Genomic DNA, 20520 nt, shown 5'->3' on the forward strand with positions numbered 1-20520 from the left:
CCCAAGCTACCAACGTGGCCCCCTTCGGAGTCAAAGACAGAGGTCCGAATCGATTGGGATGCGTCCTCCGGAGTCGAAAACAGACATGCCCCAACGCGATCAACAAAAAAGCTTGGCGCGAGAGCGTTGCTCTTGCGCCAAGCTTGGCTGCATGGTTCGAAGATCGTCTTGCGACGTCTTACTTGCCCATCGCTTCGACGACGGCTTTGCCCATGTCGGCGGGAGTCGGTGCGACGACGATGCCGGCCGATTCCAGGGCTTTGACCTTTTCCGTTGCCGTTCCTTTGCCACCGCTGATGATCGCGCCGGCGTGTCCCATGCGTTTGCCGGGAGGTGCGGTACGACCGGCGATGAACGCGGCGACGGGTTTGGTCACGTGTTCTTTGACGTAGGCAGCCGCTTCTTCTTCGGCCGAGCCACCGATTTCGCCGATCATCAAGATCGCTTCGGTTTGGTCGTCTTCTTGGTACAGCTTCAGCAAGTCGATGTAGCTGGTACCGACGATCGGGTCACCACCCAAACCGACGCAGGTGCTTTGGCCCAACTTCAGCGACGACGTTTGCCAAACGGCTTCGTACGTCAGCGTTCCACTGCGGCTCATCACACCGACCTTGCCGGGCTGGTGAATGTAGCCGGGCATGATGCCGATCTTGCATTCGCCGGGGGTGATCAATCCGGGGCAGTTGGGGCCGATCAAAACGGCGTCGCTGGCGCGGACTTTTTCATAAACACGCACCATGTCGATGACCGGTACGCCTTCGGTGATCGCGGCGATGACTTTGATGCCCGCGTCGAGGGCTTCCAAGATCGCGTCGGCGGTGAACGGCGGCGGGACGAAAATCATCGTGGCATTGGCGCCGGTTTCGTTGACCGCGTCTTCGACGGTGTCAAACACTGGGATGCCGTCGACATCTTGGCCAGCTTTTCCGGGAGTGACCCCACCGACCATCTTCGTGCCGTAGTCGCGACAACCAAGGCTGTGAAAGGTACCGGCCTTTCCGGTAATGCCTTGGCAGATCACTTTGGTGTCGGAGTTGATTAGGATACTCATTGAATCTTATGCATTTAGCGAAGTGTGTATTGTCGTTGTCATAAACCAGAGGACCGCGGGAAGGATTACACCCCGGTCGCTGCCACAATTTTCTGAGCGGCATCGGTGATGTCACTCGCGGTAATGATGTCGACGTCACTTTCGGCGAGCATCTTTCGTCCCTCTTCAACTTCGGTGCCTTCGAGTCGAACGACCAACGGCACTTTAAATCCGACCGTTTTGCTGGCCGCGATCACGGCAGCCGCGATCGTGGTGCAGCGAGCGATCCCGCCAAAGATATTGACCAAGACGCCTTTGACGTTGGGGTCCGACAAGAGGATGCGGAACGCTTCAGTCACTTGCTCTTCGTTGGCACTTCCGCCGACGTCCAAGAAGTTCGCTGGCTGGCCGCCGTGGTACTTGATGATGTCCATCGTCGACATCGCCAAGCCGGCACCGTTGACCAAGCAGCCGATGTTGCCTTCCAGTTTGACGTAGCTCAGTCCGGCGTCGGTCGCACGAACTTCGCTGGGCTCTTCTTCGCTCAAGTCACGGAACTCGGCGAGTTCTGGGTGACGGTACAGTGCGTTGTTATCGAAGGTGATCTTGGCGTCCAGGGCGACCATTTGATCATCGCCGGTGATCACCAGCGGGTTGATCTCGGCCATCTCGCAGTCATAGTCGACATAGAAACGGCACATGGCGGGCATAAAGCGTGACGCCGCTTTGGCAGCCGCGCCAGTGATGCCTAGCTTCTTGCAAAGCTTGCGGACTTGGTAAGGCTCCAAGCCGACGTGTGGGTCGAAGTGCTCTTTGAAAATCAGTTCGGGGGTTTCTTCGGCGACCGTTTCGATCTCCATCCCGCCTTCGGTGCTGACCATCAAGACAGGTTTCTTGTCGCCGCGGTCCAGGACAATACCCAGGTACAATTCGCGTGCGATGTCGCAGCCTGCTTCGACGAAGACTTGGTTGACCGTTTGGCCTTCGGGACCGGTTTGGATCGTGACCAGCTTTTTCCCCAGCAATCCTTCGGCGGCCGCACGAGCTTCGTCGGCGCTTTTGCACAGCACGACGCCGTGTTGCTTGGGGTTATCGATGACGGTGCCTTTTCCTCGGCCGCCGGCATGGATTTGAGATTTGACCACGGCAATTTTGCCGCCGAGCTTGTCGTAGGCCTGGGCCGCTTCTTCGGGCGTCTTGGCGACGATGCCCTCCAGAACCGGCACCCCGGCTTTTCGAAACAGTTCCTTGCCCTGGAATTCGTGGATTTTCATCGGTCGTCCGATCGCGTTGGTGGGTCGCTATGAGATTGAACTCTTGGATTGTGGCGCCCTGGCATGAAGGCACCAATTGCGGGAATATAAGCCTAGCGCGTGGCGATCGGAACCACACGGGACCGAGGTGACACGCCCCTTTTCGCCAATCATCCCGCCTCCCGAATCGAAATGGCTCCCCACACCCCTCCCAACTTGATCCTGCTGCACGAAAGCGACAATGTCGCAATCGCTGTTGCCGATCTCTCCGCTGGCACCGATGTCAGTCTTGGGTCACATCATTTTCGAACACAATCGATTATCCCACGTGGTCATAAAGTTTCCGTTTGCGAAATTCCCGTCCACACGCCGGTGCTTAAATACGGCCAACCGATCGGCAAGTCCAGCACCACAATCGCCGCTGGCAGCCACGTCCACAGCCATAACTTGGTGGACCATCACGACGTAACTGAGAAGGTCACCGAAACCTCGCCACCACCAGCACCGACTCCCCTCCGCCGGACTTTCGAAGGCTTCGTACGTCCTGATGGCAGAGTCGGAACTCGCAATTACGTCGCCGTGTTGTCGACAGTGAACTGCAGCGCAACCGTCTGTCATAAAGTTGTGCAACGTTTCGATCCCGATCGGATGAAACGCTGGCCAAACGTCGATGGCGTCTTTGCCGCGACGCATACCACCGGTTGTGCACTCGCACTTGGTGGTCGCAAACATCAAATGATTGCAACAGCGGTGGCGGGTTATGCTCAACATCCCAACGTAGGCGGTCGCTTGATCATCGGGCTGGGCTGTGAACAAAACACGACCGGGTACTTAGCAGAACATCATGGCGTCGTTCCGCTTCACGCGCCTGACGGAACAACGCTGACGCGCGACCAACGTGTTCCGGTGTTGACGATGCAAACCGAAGGCGGCTCGGCGGTGACGATCGACCGGGCCGAACGCCTGGTCGAACAACTACTCGACCAAGCCAACGAGGTCCGGCGCACCACCGTCGATGCGTCGCACTTGATGATCGGTGTCGAGTGTGGGGGCAGCGACGGGTACAGCGGAATCACGGCAAACCCGGCAATCGGGGCGGTTTCCGACCGTGTCGTTGCCTGTGGTGGGACCTCGATCATCTCGGAAACCACTGAACTGTACGGCGCAGAACATTTGCTCTGCGACCGCAGCCGTTCGCCTGAAGTTGGTCAAAAATTGGTCGACTTGATCCGTTGGTGGCAAGACTATGTCGCCTTCTATGGCGGACGGTTGGACAACAACCCATCAGTCGGCAACAAAGCAGGTGGCTTGACCACGATCACCGAAAAATCACTGGGGGCCGTTTCGAAGAGCGGCAGTACAACGCTCGAAGCAGTCTATGACTACGCCGAGAGAGTCAACACGCCTGGGTTGGTCGTCATGGATTCACCAGGGTTCGACCCATCCAGCGTGACCGGAAAGGTTGCCGGGGGTGCGAACCTGATTCTTTTCTCCACCGGTCGCGGAAGCTGCTTTGGGTGCAAGCCAACGCCCGTCATCAAGATCGCATCGAACAGCGAACTGTTTGAAAACATGCGTGACGACATGGATCTGAATGCCGGTGAAGCCGTCGCTGGGAAGTCGATTCAAGAACTCGGCGACGAATTTTTTGAATTCGCGTTGCGGGTTGCGAGCGGCGAAACAACCGCTAGCGAGCGCAATGGTTTTGGCGATCACGAATTCGTGCCATGGACCGTCGGCCCAGTCCTGTAGGACACGAGCATTAAACGCTCCTCGGTACAGCGTCCTATTGAATCACCGCGTTCTGTTGCTGAAGCATCGCGAGTGCTTTGACGGCTTGTGTTAACACACGGACTTGCTGACGCAGTTCGGCGATCTCGTGGTGCAATTCGTCATGATGCATTTGCACAACCGCAGGCCTTTCGACGACATCTTCGATCGCAGGTGCGACAAAGACAATTTCATGATCCATTTCACGATTGTGACGGATCCATTTGAGCCGCATCTTTTTTCCTGTCGGATGAATTTCGACAGCCCGCTTCATATCCGTCGGCAGCTCGATTTCGAACTGATCGATCTCGATGATTTTGTCACCCTGCATCAGGCCCGCAAGAGCCGCGGCGCTGCCTTCGACCACCGAAACGACTTCGACGCCGAGCGGCGAATCCTCCACCACGACTCCTAATACCGGCCGTCCGTTGATCGTACTCGCGGCAACGGGTTCTCGTTGAAGTCTGTCGAGATCTTTTTCAATCGCGTCGAGCGCAACAACGATGTCTCCCGCCGGAGTGATAACCACCTCCCGAGTCGTTCCTGGATAAGCGGTGTTCTGTGCCGAGGAGTTGCTTGTGAAGCAGAGCAAAGCGATCACGGGCAAGGCAAAGATTCGTCGCGGTGAAAGCGTCATGGTGAGGACCTCAGACAAAAGTTAGATGATGGTAAGCAGATCGTTCGGTTTCAGTTTGCTTTCCGTCAGATCGCTCTCGGGCTGATATAAATCGCGTTCGAGAGGATGCAAACGCTGTACCGATCTGAATTTGCGTCTTGCTGGACGGGGAAATTGAACGCCAATTGATCGGGCCGGGCGATCCGGTGACGCCCTTCGCCCCCCAACCGGACAAAGCTCGAGAAGAAACACTATGATGTCGCTGTCCAATTCACTCGGTTTATCGGTGTGTGAAGATGTGTGCATCAGTTGACGATTCGGCAGCAGTCGCTTTGCCGCCAACGCCATTCTCTTCCGGAACGCTGCTTGCTGACCTCCGTGGTGGGCTCGTCGTTTCCCTGGTTGCGCTGCCGCTGTGCTTGGGGATTGCACTGGCATCGGGTGCGACTGGCGAACCGGGGGCGTTGTCTTTGATGAGCGGTCTGATCGCAGGCATAGTCGGCGGAATCGTGGTCGGATCGATCAGCGGGTCACATACCAGTGTCAGCGGGCCGGCGGCTGGCCTGACCGCGATCGTCATCACTCAAGTCGAAAAGTGCGGCACGGTGCCAGCATTTTTGCTGGCAGTGGTTATCGCTGGCATCTTGCAGTTGGGAATGGGCGCAATGAAAGCCGGCGCGCTCTCGGCGTTCTTTCCGTCAAGCGTGATCAAGGGACTGCTGGCTGCGATTGGGGTGATCCTGATTTTGAAACAGATCCCGCACGTGGTCGGACATGACCGCGACCCCGAAGGCGATATGTCGTTCGAACAACCGGACCGTGAGAACACATTCAGTGAATTGATTTCGGTGCTGGACGATTTTCACCTCGGCGCCGCAGCGGTTGGAATGTTGTCGGTCGGATTGCTGGTGCTTTGGCAGCGCGTCGAACCGCTCCGCAAGTCCATCGTGCCAGGCCCACTGGCAGCGGTGCTATTCGGAGTTTCATTGCACCTGTTCTTTCTTTCGCTAGGTGGCAACTGGGCGATCGGGTCAGATCACTTGGTCCAGATTCCCGTCGCCACATCACTTGGTGACCTATCAGGTTTCTTGACATTTCCTGACTTTGCCTCGCTGCTCAATCCAGCCGTCTATGGAGCCGCAGTAACGATCGCGATTGTTGCTTCTTTAGAAACGCTACTGAACCTCGAAGCGGTCGACAAGTTGGATCCGCTACGTCGCCGTTCTCCGGCCAACCGCGAACTACTCGCACAAGGTGCGGGCAACATTGTCTCGGGAATGCTTGGTGGGCTACCGGTGACGAGTGTGATTGTGCGTGGCAGCGTGAACGTCGGGATCGGTGCCAAAACCAAGGTCAGCACGATTTTTCACGGAACGCTGCTTGTGCTCAGCGTAGTGTTGATCCCGCAGTACTTGAATTTGATTCCGCTGTCTGCCCTCGCGGCGATCCTCTTGGTCACCGGTTTCAAGTTGGCCAGTCCGTCGTTGTTTCGACAGATGTGGAGCGAAGGTCGCTACCAGTTCTTGCCCTTTATCATCACGCTTGTTGCGATCGTATTTTCAGACCTATTGATCGGTATCCTGATCGGTTTAACGACCAGTGCGTTATTCATCCTCAACAGCAACTTGCGCCACCCGCTTCGACGTGTGATCGAATCGCATTTGGACGGCGAAGTGACCTATATCGAGCTTGCCCCTCAAGTCAGTTTTTTGAATCGCGGTGCGCTCGACAAGCTGTTCTCCGATGCCAAACCCAACAGCAACTTATTGATCGACGCGACGCATTCCGACTACATCGATCCGGACGTGCTGAGCATGATCCGTGAATTCAAATCGGCGACCGCACCGGCGCGCGGCATTAAGGTTTCGCTTCGTGGTTTTCGCGAAAAATACAAGTTACGTGACGAAGTGCTATTCGCCGACTACGCAACACGACAACTGAAAGAACGCATCAGCCCCGAACAAGTTTTGATGATGCTTCGCGAAGGTAACGCACGGTTTCATACAGGGCAGCGATTGACTCGCGATCTTGGTCGCCAAATCAATGCGACACGACTGGACCAAAATCCTTTCGCGGCGGTGCTTAGCTGCATCGACTCTCGTGTGCCTGTGGAGTTGATCCTCGACCAAGGGATCGGCGACGTGTTTAGCATTCGCGTGGCGGGAAATATCGTTGGAACCAAAACGATCGCCAGTTTGGAATATGCCGTGGCCGTCAGCGGAGTCAAATTGGTGTTGGTACTCGGACACACTCGCTGTGGCGCCGTCACGAGCAGTATTGAACTGGTCGGACGCGGTGTCGATGTTGCCGAGGCGACCGGGTGTGGGCATCTGGGGGCGATCGTCGATGAAGTCGCGACCTGCGTGACCGAAGAAGAATGCCGTCAATCGCTAGCAATGCCAGAATCGCAGCGTGATGCCTTTGTCGATGAAGTTGTCAAACGCAATGTCTTGATGGCGACGGAACAGATCCTACGTCGCAGCGATGCGATCGCGGCGGCGGTTGTCGAAGGAAATGTTCGCGTTGTCGGGGCGGTCTATGACATTGCCAGCGGCAAGATCGATTTTTTCGAAGAAGAATCCTGGAGTCGTGAAAAACTGACGCGTTAAGAAGCGATCAGATAAACGGCACAGTTGATCACCAGCATGTATTGCCAGCCAAATGAGGGGGCTAGTTTCTTTGCTATGCTGCTAACAATGGCCTAGAATGAAGGTTCGAACCTTATCGTTCGCCTTTTCTATTCCTTGTGTTACAGAAACGTTGTCGCATTTCAAAACGTTGTCCGGGACGTTAAATCGGCTTGGTTCCGTTTCGTTGGCGACCTCCATTCAGTAACGTCGTTGCGTCTTCCATCTCCGATGACGCCACTTATCGTTTCGCGATTCCCAAACGGGGATGTATTTTTCATCAATTGAATGGCCGAACGTTTGCCGTTCAACATGCTTCAAGTTCAACGGTGTCGCGTTGGACGCATCTTCGTGACTTGAGCTTGGGCCGATGCGAAAGACAAAGCCGCACAGAGTGATTGGAAACCTCACAAAGTGATTGGAAACACAGTGACTAGCAAAACCTGCCGACAATTCGCCCTCGGAATGATCGCTTGGATCGTCACGATTGCTGCTGTCCCGAGTATCAGTTTTGGCCAGGGTGCCGGGCTGGGCCCCAGCATGGGCATCGAACCGACCGGCGTTTCTTACCCTTCGCCGCAGTACTACGCCGCGTTGGAAATCTATCGCACCGGCGATTTGGAAGCGGCTGTCGATGCGTTTGATTTTGCAATTGGTCGTACACGCCGCGATATCAACGGGCACTGGATCGATGCCATTCCCGTGTATGCGATGATGGCCGAAGCACAGTATTACATGGGTGACTTGGAAGGGGCGATGGCGAGTGTCGATATGGCGCTCAAAATCGCGATTCGGTATCGCGCCCAACGTTGGCTGGCTCGCCCCGTTTGGACGGAGGTTTTGCAGGGTCAATCCGTCCAGGCGACGCCGCAGTACCTTTGGCCCGATGCCAAAGCGGTCAACCTCGCGCCGCTCGCCCGTTCGGTCAAGTATTACTCCGGTGAACAGCTGACTGAGCAAACCTTCCAAAAGCCCGGCGTCATCGAAGAACTGAACATCAAAACGATCGATATGGTCGAAGTCATGCGCGGCTTGGCTTTGGCATCGTATCGACGCCGGATCATTCTCGGCCCCTTGGCCGAAAACGATACCCTGGCGACTCAGGTGATCGACAGCACCAAGTATCCTGCCGGGCTGAACGTACCGATCGCGATGAACTTGATCGGTTGCATGCGAGCGGCTGAACGTTTCGGCGCGATGGAGGACGAACGCACGATCAGCGACGCGACCAAAGTCACCAACGAAATGGGCCGGGTCCACTCCCTCGCACCCATCGTCGGCTTGTGCGCGGCATCGGCAATCGCAGACACCGACAAACCAGCCGCGGCGGTGCCAATCTGTATCCAAGTTGTCAACCAAGCCGCTGCGCTTGGGTACTTCGAATTGATTGGCGAAGCACTCCAATTGGCCGCCGGTTGCGCCGATGAATCGAATGCGGTGTTGGTCCAACAATCTGCCCAGGTCGCAGCTGCAAACTTGATCCGCAAATCGCGTCTTGCCGCCCTCCATAGCCTTCTGGCTGCCGCAGATGCCGCAATCACCGCGGGTGATGTGACGAGTGCTAACGCCCGACTGGCCGAAGCGAAGGCGATCGCTGTTCGACGCGACGTGGCCCAACCGAGATTGGACGCTTATGGGTTTTACATCGCGGCCCGATTGGCCGCCCGAAATGGAATCATCGCGGACGGCAAAACCATCGTTCGTCCGTGGGAAGAACCGGTCGGCCAGCTGATCAACTTTGCGACCAACACGCGTTTGCGACGTCGCAACCTGATCACCATGCCGCGACTGTACCAACTGCAACGTGTCCGCGTCGCGCTCGGCAGCAACATGGACACCCAATCGCTGGACCTATTGCTAAAGCGCTACTGCAGCGCACCGACCGCCGACGTCTGGCGACGCGACCCGGTTGATGCCATCGCCGGTCATATCGGCAACCCGGAAGCATTACGGTTGGCACGCCTTCGAACCGTCGCCGCTCGTGAAAGCGCATTGGACGTTTTGCTTCGCATGGAAGACCTGCTGACTGGTCGCCTGGAAAGCCAACTCGCATTGGGAGGCCGAGTGCATCAAGTTCGCTCGCTCGCCCGCTTGCCCGATGAACTGGTCGAAAAGGATGTCGTCGCATTCCGCAATACGGCGCCAAAATCGATCCGTGATCTCCGTGCCGCGACGAAAGCGATCGCCGACGGCGCCGGTGGGGTGCCACCAACGACGATCACCCCGAAATTGCAAGCTGCCGAATCCGAAGCTTGGCAAATCTCGCTCGATCGCTATGTAACACCGCGTGTCGTCCCACACGGCATGGATCAAAAACAACCGCTCGCCGAATTGCCACCCGACGTCGCGATCTTAGCCTTCGTCCAGGACAACACTGTCTTTCACGCAGTGCTGTGCACCAAAGCAAAATCGAACTATTGGTCAATCAAAGGCAGTACCAGAGTCGCTGCAGACGTCGCCAAGGTAATGCGTGGAATCGGTGCATCGCAAAGCCGAGGTGCCCGGTTGCCCGACGACGAGTCCTGGCGGAAAGACGCGATCGAACTTCGTGATCGGATGATCCCAGTTGGGTCGGCGCCACTGGTCGAAGACCGACTGAACGGGATCAAACGACTGGTCATCATCCCGGATGGACTACTCTGGTATCTGCCCTTCGAATTGCTGCCGATCGATGACGAAGCGTCAACTCTGCTTGGCGACGAAGTGCAGGTCACGTACGCCGCGACGCCGGCGCTCGCGATGTACCCCACCGCGGCGAAATCGACACAAGGCAAAATCGCACTCGCCGGTGGCAAAATCTTTGCACCACGCGAGGTCGACTTGAACGAGGAACTGACTCAATCGATCGCGGATGCGGCAACAGCCGGTACCGTACGCTTACCAAAGGAAGCGTCGATCCCGACAAGTCGCAGCGGCCTGATCGCGTCGCACTTAATCGTTGCCGATACGACCATTCCTAACGGCGCTTCGCTGTTGCAAACGCCGCTTGCCGGATACGAAGCATCCATGCTGTACGGACACGTTGGTGACTGGCTCCGCACTGCCGCCCCCACGCCATCAAGTCTGTTCCTTGCCGGTTTCCGTTCAAACCTGGAGACGCCACAGCAAGTCTCCGGGAACGAAATCGCCATGATGCTAATGTCACTGCAATACAGCGGTGTTCGCGACGTCACACTGAGCCGCTGGGCTGTCGGAGGAATCTCCACCGCAACATTGCTGCGTGAATACTCCCAAGAACTGGGCTTCCTGACACCAACGGAAGCATTCGAACGCTCGAAGAACGTCTTACGCCGGACGGAGCTGAACCCAAGTGCAGAACCGACGCTCAGTAAAGCCGACCTCGAACGCAGCACATTGACTGGCAACGAGCCGTTTTTCTGGTCCGGCTACCTACACGCGTCACCGCTGCTGGACTGAGTCACAGCTGGATTGAGTCACAGCAGCGGGCGATTGCGACCGATCACTTATGCGATCAGCGGTTTGATCACGTGTGCCGGTTCGACGCCGGTCAGTTTTTGATCCAGCCCTTGGTAACGGTAGGTAAACCGTTCATGGTCGAAGCCCAACAGGTGCAATACCGTGGCGTGGAAATCGCGAATGTGAATCGGATCTTTGACGATGTTGTAACTGAACTCGTCAGTTTCGCCGTAGATCGTTCCACCCTTTGCACCGCCACCAGCCATCCACATGCTGAAGCAGCGTGGGTGGTGGTCACGACCATAGTTATCGCGTGAAAGTTGGCCTTGCGAGTAAATTGTGCGACCAAACTCGCCGCCCCAGATGACCAAGGTGTCATCCAGCATGCCGCGTTGACGGAGGTCTTCCAGCAACGCATGGCAGGGCTGGTCGACGTCTTTGCACTGGCTTGGCAAACGCCCTGCCAAGTTACCGTGATGGTCCCAGTTGTTGTGATACACCTGGATGAAGCGGACGCCACGTTCGGCTAATCGACGGGCCATCAAAACCGAGTTCGCAAACGTCCCGGGCTTCTTCGCGGCCTCGCCATAAAGCTCAAATGTGTGCTGCGACTCACTCGCAATGTCAGTCAGTTCCGGAACACTCGCTTGCATCTTGTACGCCATTTCATACTGGCGAATTCGCGTTGCCGTGTCAGGGTCGTGGTACCGATTGAAGTTCAACTGATTCAATTCGTTCAGTTGCTCGATCGATCGTTTCCGAAGCTTGTCCGGAACGCCTGGCGGGTTGTTGATGTAAAGAATCGGGTCGCCAGAACTTCGGAATGAAACGCCCGCGTGCTCACCTGGCAAATAGCCCGAGTGCCACAGACGAGCGGAAATCGCTTGTTCCTGTTCGCGGTTGGTTGGGATCGCGACCAAGACGACGAAGGCCGGCAAATTCTCGTTCATCGAGCCCAGACCGTACGACGCCCAAGAACCTAAGCAAGGCCGCCCGGCAACTTGGTTACCGGTTTGCATCGCCGCAATTGCGGGTTCATGGTTGATCGCTTCGGTATGCAACGATCGCATCCAACAGATCTCGTCCGCTTTCTTGGCCAAGTTGGGCAGCAACTCTTGGTTGAGCCACATACCGCACTCACCGGACTGGGTGAACTTGTACTTCGAAGGCGAAATCGGGAACCGCGATTGCCCACTGGTCATCGTCGTCAAACGTTGACCATTGCGGATCGACTCGGGCAGGTCTTTGTCGTACCACTCGTTCATCTGGGGCTTGTAATCGAACAAGTCCATCTGTGACGGCCCACCGACCATGTGCAAATAAATCACACGTTTGGCGGTCGGAGGAAAGTGCGTTGGTACGGCACCGGGATGACCGACCAGTTCACTTGCCATCGCGGCTTGGCCGGAAAACGCGTCGCCCATCAGCGACATCATTGCCGCTCCACCTAGCAGGTTGCGACCGGAGGTGAAAAAGTGACGGCGAGACAAAAAAGCGGGGTGATTGGAATCCATGAATTGACTCAGTTCTGAAAGTTGCGGGCGGAGAATGACGTGACGCGAGGGTCAATGACTGATGCGGGGAACTACTTACAAAGCACTTCGTCCAGATTCATGATCTGGTTGCAAAGCAAGGTCCAAGCTGCCAGCTCGGTCGCTGGCAGCTCTTTATCAGTCGGGCTTTCGCCGATTTCGATCAGCTTGCCCGCGTCTTCAGGGTTCGATTCATAGTACGCACGATACTCATCCAAGCTACGCCGGATGATTGTCAGTTCTTCCTCGGTGATTTCCCGACAAAGGACCAACTCGGTCGCATAGCGAATCGCCGTTTCATCATCCGCAACTTCGCCCGACTCTGATTCTTGGCCGGCATCGCAACGCAACGCGTCCTGTGCCAACTTTCGAGCCGCTTCGACAAACTGCGGATCATTCAGCGTCACCAAGGCTTGCAGTGGCGTGTTGGTTCGCTCGCGGCGGACCACACAAAACTCGCGACTTGGCGCGTTGAACGCTTCCATGTTGGGCGGCGGCGCCATCCGTTTCCAGAAACTGTAAACGGTTCGCCGATAGAGGTCCGCGTCCTTGCCTTCTTCATATCGCCGGGTATTGCTTTCCGGCAAACCGACGATGCTCCAAATGTCGGATGGTTGGTAAGGCTTCACGCCCGGACCGAACATTCTTGGCGATAGTAACTTGGCACTTTTCAGCGCCGCGTCTCGCACCATTTCGGCATCCATGCGGAATTTCGGACCGCGTGAAATCAACGCGTTGTTGGGGTCCTGTTCCAAGCTCTCTTCGGTCGTGATCGCGGCTTGACGATACGTCGCACTTTCAAAGAGTTGTTTGTAGAACCGTTTGACATCCCAGCCATGGTTGGCAAAGTCGACTGCCAGGAAATCCAACAAAGCCTGGTTCGATGGCGAAGCCCCGGTCATCCCAAAGTCCTCGCTGGTGACGACCAATCCGGTACCGAAGACTTGCTGCCAGAACCGGTTCACGGTCACGCGGGCGGTCAACGGGTTCGCCGGATCAACCAACCAATGGGCAAGTCCCAAACGGTTGTTCGGTTCGCCGGGTTTCATTGGGTGCAGCGCCGCCGGTGTCGCCGCAGCGACTTCTTCGCCCAATTGATCGTACTGACCACGGAGCATGATGTGGGTCATCGCAGGCGTATCTTTTTCCTGCTGGATGTGCGTGATCGGGCTGCGTGACTGGATTGCCGCCTTTTCGGCATTCAATTGGTCAACTTTGGAAGCCAGACCGGCGTATTCGGTATCAATCACATCGAAGTAATATTGATCGATCGCTCCACGCTCTTGATCTTTGATCGTGTATGCATCCGATTCGTTTTGGTGGCGTGCAATCTGGTCGGCAACCGATTCCAGCTTGGCGAGGGCCATGACTTCGCGGTCGGACAATGCGCGGCGATAAAGTCGAAGTTCGGAAACTGACAAACCTTCCATGCTAGGGTCGCCAAAACGCGAACCAATTTGGAATGGCACGTCGGTCAACATGCTCGCGTTCGGCTTGACCGAGTTCATGTCAGCACGAAGCGCGACCGCCTTACCATCGACGTAAATCTTCACGCCTTCAAAGCGTGACGAACCATCGTAAGTGAACGAGACGTGTTGCCAGTTGCCCGGTCGAAGCACCGCGTCGATTGACGTGGCTTTGATCGCACTTTCCGGCCAAGTATCGATCAGGTGAACCGCCAAGCTATTGCCTTGGCGGTAGAGGTCCCAGCCTCGATAGTTGTTGCCGAGGTCCATCTTTCCGATGATTCCGGCACCGCCGTTTTGCGGAACTCGGATCCATGCGGAAAGCGAAAAGGCTTCGTCGAATTCTTGTTTTCCGATCGGCCCAAGTTGAATCGTGCCGTCTTTTTGGATCACCGGTGCGGTAGGACGTCCGTCGAACGATTGCCAAGTCAAACCGCCAGGCACTTGGACGGTCGCGTCCAATTCGCCGTTCATCTTCAACGCATTGCCTTGGCCTTCGTCCAAAGGCAGATGAAATGCCAGTTTGTCGGTTGGCAATTTCGAGTACAGATCGTCTTGGGAAACGGATTCGATCCATTTGCCGATGTTGGCGAGCGTTTCGTTGCGATGTTGATCGCGAGCGGAAACCGCGGCCGCAATTTCATTTGGCAACGCATCCCAACGTGGACGGTCTTCGTCGGTTGGCAGATACAAGATCGGGCCAACGCCTTCTTTGCGGTTGCCGTCCTTCGCACCTTGAGTCGTGTTCCGGAAGTACGCGGCCAACGAGTAATAATCCTTCATCGTGATCGGATCAAACTTGTGGTCGTGGCACTGGGCACAGTTCGTGGTCAGCCCGAGGAACACCCAACCGAACGTCTGAACGCGGTCGGTCGCGTAGAGTGCCAAGTTTTCTTCGTCGATCGTCCCGCCTTCGTTGGTTGTGATATTGCAACGTTGAAAACCCGTTGCGACCAACTGTGATTCGGTTGGATTTTCCAACAAGTCACCAGCGATCTGTTCGACGATGAACTGGTCGAATGGCTGGTTGCGGTTGAACGCTTCGATGACCCAGTCACGGTAGGGCCACATCTCGCGATAGTTGTCGAAGTGCAAGCCGTGGGTGTCGCCATAACGTGCGGCGTCGAGCCAATACCGGCCTCGATGTTCGCCCCAAGTCGGACGACTCATCAAGCGATCAACCCATTCGCTATAGGCCTCATCGCCACGTTGTGCGTAGTCCTTTTCGAATTCGGCACGATCATTCGGCGACGGCGGTAAGCCGGTGATGTCCAGGTGCAAACGGCGGAACAAAACACTCGGCTGAGCTTCGGACACCGGCGACAGCCCGGCGTGTTTCAAAGCTGAAAAGACATAGTCGTCGATTTCATTTTTGCGCCATTGGGCATCGGCAGTTACCGATGGCGTTTCAATTTCAGGAGTCACGAAGGCCCAGTGTTTTTGGAACTCGGCGCCTTCTTTGATCCAGCGGACCAGCGTCGCTTTTTGCTCTTCGCTGATCGTTTTTTTACTGTGCGGAGGCGGCATGATCAGATCAGGATCATCGGTCATGATCCGCGCGATCATTTCGCTTTCGTCTGGATTACCGGGCACGATCGCGGCGGAATCGATCGCACTTTCGGCTTGGTCCAAACGCAAACCGGCTTCGCGTGAATGGTCGTCAGCGCCATGACACGCGAAACAATAGTCGGCCATAATCGGACGGATATCGCGGTTGTAGTCGACGCGATTTTCGTCCGCAGAAGTGGAACTTGAGGTGGGTGAAACGGTGTCTTCGGCGGCGGCTTTGGAGAGAGCGACGCTGGACGTAATCAGCGTCGAGCCGACGAATGCGAACACACCAGACGTACGCAAACAACGATGAACGAAACGTCTCATCGAAAATCCTTTGAATCGAGTGGCCGGTTGAACTCAACCGGAGCTGTATCGGTGGGAAAGGATCGCAGGTCGGTGGGATATTTCATTGCGAAACAGAGTGTCCATCTGCAACGTGTGACGCCAGATGGACGAAGACCCAAGAAGGGAACTGCATTCTAGTTCATGATCGCTTCGGAATGAATATCAACCACAACAGTTTTCTTGTTCCTCCTACAGTCTCGTTAGACTGGAGTCCCACGCCGCACCTTCCCTTCCCCCCACCTTTTCGGATGTCCATCCTGATGCGAACGACGTATCTACTGATCGCTTTCCAGACTGTCCTACTCGTCGGCCAACCGAATCACGCCACTGCGAAGTGGACTATTTTTGCGGGAACCGAAAAAACCGATTCGCCGTCTGCCGAGCGACCGACACACCCCACTGCTGGTGCGTTGCGAAATGTCTACGGAATCGAAGTCACTCCGGACGCGATTTTCTTTAGCACTGTCGATGATCATTCGATCTGGAAATGCGACCGCGAAGGGACGTCGATGATCCGTTACGCAGGCACCGGGACAGCCGGCCATACCGGTGATGGCGGCCCAGCGTTGAAAGCACAGTTCAACAAACCGCACGAGATCCGCGCTGACGACGATGGCAACCTGTTTGTCGCTGACACCTTCAACCATTGTGTGCGCCGGATCGATGCCGCGACCCAAACCGTCACCACGGTCGCCGGCACGGGGCAATCGGGTTTCGCCGGCGACGACGGCCCGGCAACCAAAGCGATGTTTGATCAGCCGCACAGCATTGTGCTCGACGGAATGGGCGGCATCTATGTGGCTGACACTCGCAACCACCGCCTGCGACACGTCGACCTAAACCACAACCTTGTTCGCACAGTCGGCGGAGATGGCAGGGGACGACTGCCAGAGGATGGCCAATCGCTCAAATCGGCATCGCTTTTCGGACCACGATCACTCGCGATTGATGGCGATTCGATTTGGCTGGTGCTTCGCGAAGGCAACAGCGTCTGGAAAATCGATCGCGAATCAGATCGAATCACCCTCGTTGCAGGGACTGGAAAACAAGGCCACGAGGGCGACGGCGCCGATCCCCGATTGGCGACGTTCCGAGGTCCCAAGGGGATCGCCGTCGACTCGCGAGGTGATCTCGTCATCGTCGATACCGAAAACCATGCGCTGCGTTATGTCGATTTTGCGGCGAATACGATCCAGACACTGCCGGTCGGCCATCCCATGAAGCGGCCGCACGGGGCCGCCGTCCTGACCGATTCAAAAGGAATCGACCACATCCTGGTTTCCGATTCTGAAAATCATCGGGTGCTGATTTCGCCACCGAGAAACTGATTTCGCGGCATGGCAAGACGTTTCCCTTCGGGTCATCCGCTAGGCCAGCCGTCAATGGCGAGATCCGCTCCACTCGGGATCGAGGCGATTTACCTGGGGGTCCCTGTGAATCCTGGCGAGCTGGGCAACCGACAAGCCTCCATTTGTCTTTGCATCGCTGCCATTAACTGTCACTTTGGCGGACGTGGTTGAAAACACTGAAAAACGCCGGGGCGTGTGAAAGGAGTTCGCAAGAGGGCGAGTATCCATAGAAGCAGCAAAAGCCTGGGGTGCCTCGACTAGATTGGTCGGTATAATCTCGATGTTATCGCTTGCTCGGTTCGTTGCGGCGCCGATGAGGCTCACCGAGTTCGCGATCCTCGAGCTGAGATGACTATAGGGTGACCGATTCCCCAGTCACACGCGCGACGCTGTTGATGCGATTGCGTGATGCGAATGATTACGAAGCGTGGGAGGATTTCCTGCGCGATTACGGCCCGATGTTGTACCGGTTTGTACGCAGCAGAGGGCTCCAGGATGCCGATGCTGCGGACATTGTTCAGGACGTGTTTCGACGCGTAGGGATGGCAATCGGAAAATTGGAATACGACAAAGAGAAGGGCGGGTTCCGAGCTTGGTTATTCACCATCACTCGCAACCGTCTTTACACCTATTTCGAAAAACAGAAAAGGTCGGCTGGCAACACCGCCAACGACACTGCCCAGTTGGAACTACTGTCGCAGGCCGCTGACGAACGCAATGAGCTGGCCGAGCAATGGGAACTGGAGCATCTCCGATCGCTGGCCGCTTCGGCGATGAAACGCGTCGAAGAGAACTCGGACCCGAAAACCTGGTCCGCTTTCCGCATCACGGCTGTCGAAGGCCGCTCGGCTGCTGATGCCGCCGAGGAACTGTCCATGAGCACCGGCGCAATTTATGTCGCCAAAAGTCGTGTCACCGCGCGTTTGCGTGCCGAAATCAAAAAGCTTCAACAAGACGAGGGAGACTTCGTATGAGTCGCTGCTCATGTCCCTGCAAAAAAGACCTCGAAGCCCTCGTTAACGGTCAGCTTTCTAACGAACGCGCCGAAGAGACGACGGAGCACGTCGGCCAATGCACCGAGTGCCAGCATGTGATCGAGGAAGTCGCCATTGGCGAACTTCAAGAAGAAGTCCACGTACCGATCGAAGCCCTCGTCGGCGAAGAAGTCACCGCTTTGCCGCCAAGCGAATCGGCGTACTGGAAAGCGGTCAGCAACATCTCGATGCAGTTCGATATCGCTGCCAAAGCCGTCAGCGACAGTGATTCCTACGCCCAACCGATCCACGACACGTCGATCGAAGTCAAACGTGTCACCGGTTCAGAACAAACGTCCGACGCCGATCCCGGTCCGACGATCGAAACGCCAGCCGCGATCAAGCTGCCGTTCTTGAAACCATCCGACGATGCTGCCTACATCGGCCGACTGAACCATTTCGAAATCGCTCGCATCATCGGCCGCGGCGGAATGGGCATCGTCCTCGAAGCGTTCGATACCCATCTGCAACGCACCGTCGCGATCAAAGTCCTGAACCCGGAATACGACAAGAACGATGTCGCACGGCAGCGATTCTGCCGTGAAGCGCGCGCGGCCGCCGCGATCTCGCATGAACACGTCGTCGCGATGCATAACGTCGCGAAAGAGGACGAAGGCGGAATCGCGTTTTTGGTGATGCAATACATCGAAGGCGAAACGCTGGAGAAGCACCTCTCCAAATCCAAACCGCTGCCACCAGCGGATGCGGCGCGGATCGCAATGCAAATCGCCGCCGGGCTCGCCGCCGCACACGAACGCGAGATGGTCCACCGTGACATCAAACCGGCAAACATCCTGCTGGAACGCTCCTCCGGTCGAGTCAAACTGACCGACTTCGGACTCGCCCGCGCCACCGACGACGTTCGCCTGACCAAAACGGGCATGGTGACCGGCACGCCGCTTTACATGTCGCCCGAACAGGCCACCGGCGCCGGAACCGACGAGCGCAGCGACTTGTTTTCGCTCGGCGCGGTCATGTACGAGATGCTGACCGGTAAGTCAGCTTTCGAAGCACCGTCGATCGTCGGTGTGATGAAGCGAATCATGGATGAGACGCCGCCCGCACCGAACAAACTGAACCCGGCCGTTAATAACGCCCTGTCCGAATTGACCATGGCGCTGCTGGAAAAAAATCCTTATCGCCGTCCCGAATCGGCCGCCTTTGTCGCACAGACGCTCGCCGAAATCGTGTCTTCGATCGCGCCGTTTTCACCCCTGCAAGTTCCTTCGATCGGATCCACCACTACCAAACGCGTTCGCGGAAGCGGCACCCACCGCTTGGTTTCCAAGAACACACTTCGTGCCGCCTGGGCCGCAGGCGCAGTCGGTGTGTTCAGCTTGCTTTTGGCAATCGGACTTTGGGCGAGTGGCGGATTCGAACCGAGCGACCCCACTGCGTCCGCAAACTTCCCGTCGACGGTATTGGCTGGGAATCCCGGAACCGTTTGGTCAGTCGACTTTGATCCCGTCGGCGGTCGAGTCGCGGCAGCCATCGAAGACGGCAGCGTTCGATTGTGGGACATCAATACCCAAAAGGTTTTGCGGAGCTTTGAAGCCCACCGCGGTATCGCCTGGACGATCCAGTTTCACCCCGAACGTCGACTGGTTGCGACCAGCGGCGATGACGGCTTGGTAAAACTCTGGGACGCGGACAGCCTGGAACCGATCCGCGAATGGAACGCCGGTTCGTCAGTCCGAAAGGTTTCCTTTTCGCCAAACGGTTCAAAAATCGTTGCCGGCGACCGCAATGGCAACGTCCACGTTTGGAGTGTTGATACCGGTGAAGAACTCGCCAGTGTCGCCCAAGAGGGCTCGATTTTTTCGGTCGCTTGGTCGGGTGACGGTCGTTTGATCGCTACCGTCGGCAGCGACAAAGAAGTCCGCGTGTACGATGCCGAAACGTTGGAGACGCGCCAAACAATGCATGGTCACCCCGGACCAATTTATGACGTCGCGTTCGCACCGACCAACAACTTGCTCGCGACGGTGGGCTGGGGCAAAGCGATGTTCATGTGGAACACCGCGACCGGCGAATTGGAAAACGAGTTGATCGACGAGAAAGGCGGCGACAACTGGAGCGTTTCGTTCTGTGCCGACGGTTCCCATGCCGTGGTCGCCGGCAACGACGGCAAGTGCCGCATTTGGGATCTGGCGACGAACGAATTGGTTTCGTCACTAAGCGGTCACGCGTCAGCAGTTCACAACGTGTCGCTAGACAAAGGCCGCTACCAAATCGCAACCAGCGGCCGCGACGGAACCATCCGGGTCTGGAACCTAACCGGAATCGACAAGCAGTAACCCGCTATCAGCCGATACGTAATAGCGCCGGTTAAGTGCAGCACCCACTCCCATTAGCCGATACGCGCTAGCGTCGGTTCCGTCCAGCACCTACACCCATTAGCCGGATCGCGCTAGCGTCGGTTTCCCTGCGGTCTGGATGTTGGGAACTTGGGATCCGCTGACGAGCACGAGCACGAGCACCGCTGACGCTGAGCACGATTGGTTGGGCGTTGCTGGTGAAGTCAGTG

At 56.7% G+C, this 20520-nt stretch carries 11 protein-coding genes; 6 read left to right on the forward strand and 5 right to left on the reverse strand.

Features of this window, described 5'->3' with window-relative positions; all coding sequences use genetic code 11:
* Positions 1-178: 178 nt before the first annotated feature.
* The gene (gene sucD / locus CGZ80_RS14510) at positions 179-1051 is read right to left on the reverse strand and encodes a succinate--CoA ligase subunit alpha (RefSeq protein WP_094415607.1); all 873 of its coding nucleotides are present in this window, start codon (positions 1049-1051) and stop codon (positions 179-181) included.
* Between the two features lie 65 nt (positions 1052-1116).
* Positions 1117-2304, reverse strand: a complete 1188-nt coding sequence (gene sucC / locus CGZ80_RS14515) for an ADP-forming succinate--CoA ligase subunit beta (RefSeq protein WP_094415609.1) — start codon at positions 2302-2304, stop codon at positions 1117-1119.
* A gap of 171 nt (positions 2305-2475) precedes the next feature.
* Between sucC and CGZ80_RS14520 the strand changes: the two genes are divergently transcribed.
* Positions 2476-4035 carry a UxaA family hydrolase gene (locus CGZ80_RS14520; protein ID WP_094415650.1) on the forward strand — a complete coding sequence of 520 codons (1560 nt, stop codon included), beginning with the start codon at positions 2476-2478 and terminating at the stop codon, positions 4033-4035.
* Positions 4036-4069: 34 nt separating this feature from the next.
* Here CGZ80_RS14520 and CGZ80_RS14525 read toward each other — a convergent pair whose 3' ends face one another.
* Positions 4070-4690, reverse strand: a complete 621-nt coding sequence (locus tag CGZ80_RS14525) for a PDZ domain-containing protein (protein WP_094415611.1) — start codon at positions 4688-4690, stop codon at positions 4070-4072.
* A 275-nt stretch (positions 4691-4965) separates the two neighbouring features.
* On the opposite strand from CGZ80_RS14525, the gene CGZ80_RS14530 reads away from it, so the two are divergent.
* On the forward strand, positions 4966-7278 hold the full coding sequence (locus CGZ80_RS14530; RefSeq protein ID WP_094415613.1) for a SulP family inorganic anion transporter: 2313 nt from the start codon (positions 4966-4968) through the stop codon (positions 7276-7278).
* Positions 7279-7725: 447 nt separating this feature from the next.
* Positions 7726-10713 carry a CHAT domain-containing protein gene (locus tag CGZ80_RS14540; protein WP_143543933.1) on the forward strand — a complete coding sequence of 996 codons (2988 nt, stop codon included), beginning with the start codon at positions 7726-7728 and terminating at the stop codon, positions 10711-10713.
* 47 nt (positions 10714-10760) lie between these two features.
* Here CGZ80_RS14540 and CGZ80_RS14545 read toward each other — a convergent pair whose 3' ends face one another.
* Entirely contained in the window at positions 10761-12227 is a 1467-nt protein-coding gene (locus tag CGZ80_RS14545) for a DUF1501 domain-containing protein (protein ID WP_094415619.1), read from the reverse strand.
* A gap of 71 nt (positions 12228-12298) precedes the next feature.
* The gene (locus CGZ80_RS14550; RefSeq protein ID WP_094415621.1) at positions 12299-15589 is read right to left on the reverse strand and encodes a DUF1553 domain-containing protein; all 3291 of its coding nucleotides are present in this window, start codon (positions 15587-15589) and stop codon (positions 12299-12301) included.
* Positions 15590-15858: 269 nt separating this feature from the next.
* On the opposite strand from CGZ80_RS14550, the gene CGZ80_RS14555 reads away from it, so the two are divergent.
* From CGZ80_RS14555 to CGZ80_RS14565, 3 genes are all read left to right on the forward strand, one after another.
* On the forward strand, positions 15859-16938 hold the full coding sequence (locus CGZ80_RS14555) for a hypothetical protein (RefSeq protein WP_158222696.1): 1080 nt from the start codon (positions 15859-15861) through the stop codon (positions 16936-16938).
* A 380-nt stretch (positions 16939-17318) separates the two neighbouring features.
* Complete coding sequence (locus CGZ80_RS14560; RefSeq protein WP_198953697.1) at positions 17319-17933, forward strand: RNA polymerase sigma factor; 615 nt, start codon at positions 17319-17321, stop codon at positions 17931-17933.
* On the forward strand, positions 17930-20290 hold the full coding sequence (locus CGZ80_RS14565; protein ID WP_094415627.1) for a WD40 repeat domain-containing serine/threonine protein kinase: 2361 nt from the start codon (positions 17930-17932) through the stop codon (positions 20288-20290). The genes CGZ80_RS14560 and CGZ80_RS14565 overlap by 4 nt, the downstream gene beginning before the upstream one ends.
* Positions 20291-20520 lie beyond the last annotated feature (230 nt).

It is taken from the genome of Rhodopirellula sp. MGV (genome assembly GCF_002251265.1).
In the GTDB taxonomy this organism is placed as follows: Bacteria; Planctomycetota; Planctomycetia; order Pirellulales; family Pirellulaceae; genus Stieleria; species Stieleria baltica_A.

Coding starts and splice junctions, on each gene's coding strand:
- CGZ80_RS14525 (WP_094415611.1), bottom strand. CDS start 4,690: ATGACGCTTTCACCGCGACGAATCTTTGCCTTGCCCGTGATCGCTTTG.
- CGZ80_RS14530 (WP_094415613.1), top strand. CDS start 4,966: ATGTGTGCATCAGTTGACGATTCGGCAGCAGTCGCTTTGCCGCCAACG.
- sucD (WP_094415607.1), bottom strand. CDS start 1,051: ATGAGTATCCTAATCAACTCCGACACCAAAGTGATCTGCCAAGGCATT.
- CGZ80_RS14520 (WP_094415650.1), top strand. CDS start 2,476: ATGGCTCCCCACACCCCTCCCAACTTGATCCTGCTGCACGAAAGCGAC.
- sucC (WP_094415609.1), bottom strand. CDS start 2,304: ATGAAAATCCACGAATTCCAGGGCAAGGAACTGTTTCGAAAAGCCGGG.
- CGZ80_RS14550 (WP_094415621.1), bottom strand. CDS start 15,589: ATGAGACGTTTCGTTCATCGTTGTTTGCGTACGTCTGGTGTGTTCGCA.
- CGZ80_RS14555 (WP_158222696.1), top strand. CDS start 15,859: ATGTCCATCCTGATGCGAACGACGTATCTACTGATCGCTTTCCAGACT.
- CGZ80_RS14545 (WP_094415619.1), bottom strand. CDS start 12,227: ATGGATTCCAATCACCCCGCTTTTTTGTCTCGCCGTCACTTTTTCACC.
- CGZ80_RS14565 (WP_094415627.1), top strand. CDS start 17,930: ATGAGTCGCTGCTCATGTCCCTGCAAAAAAGACCTCGAAGCCCTCGTT.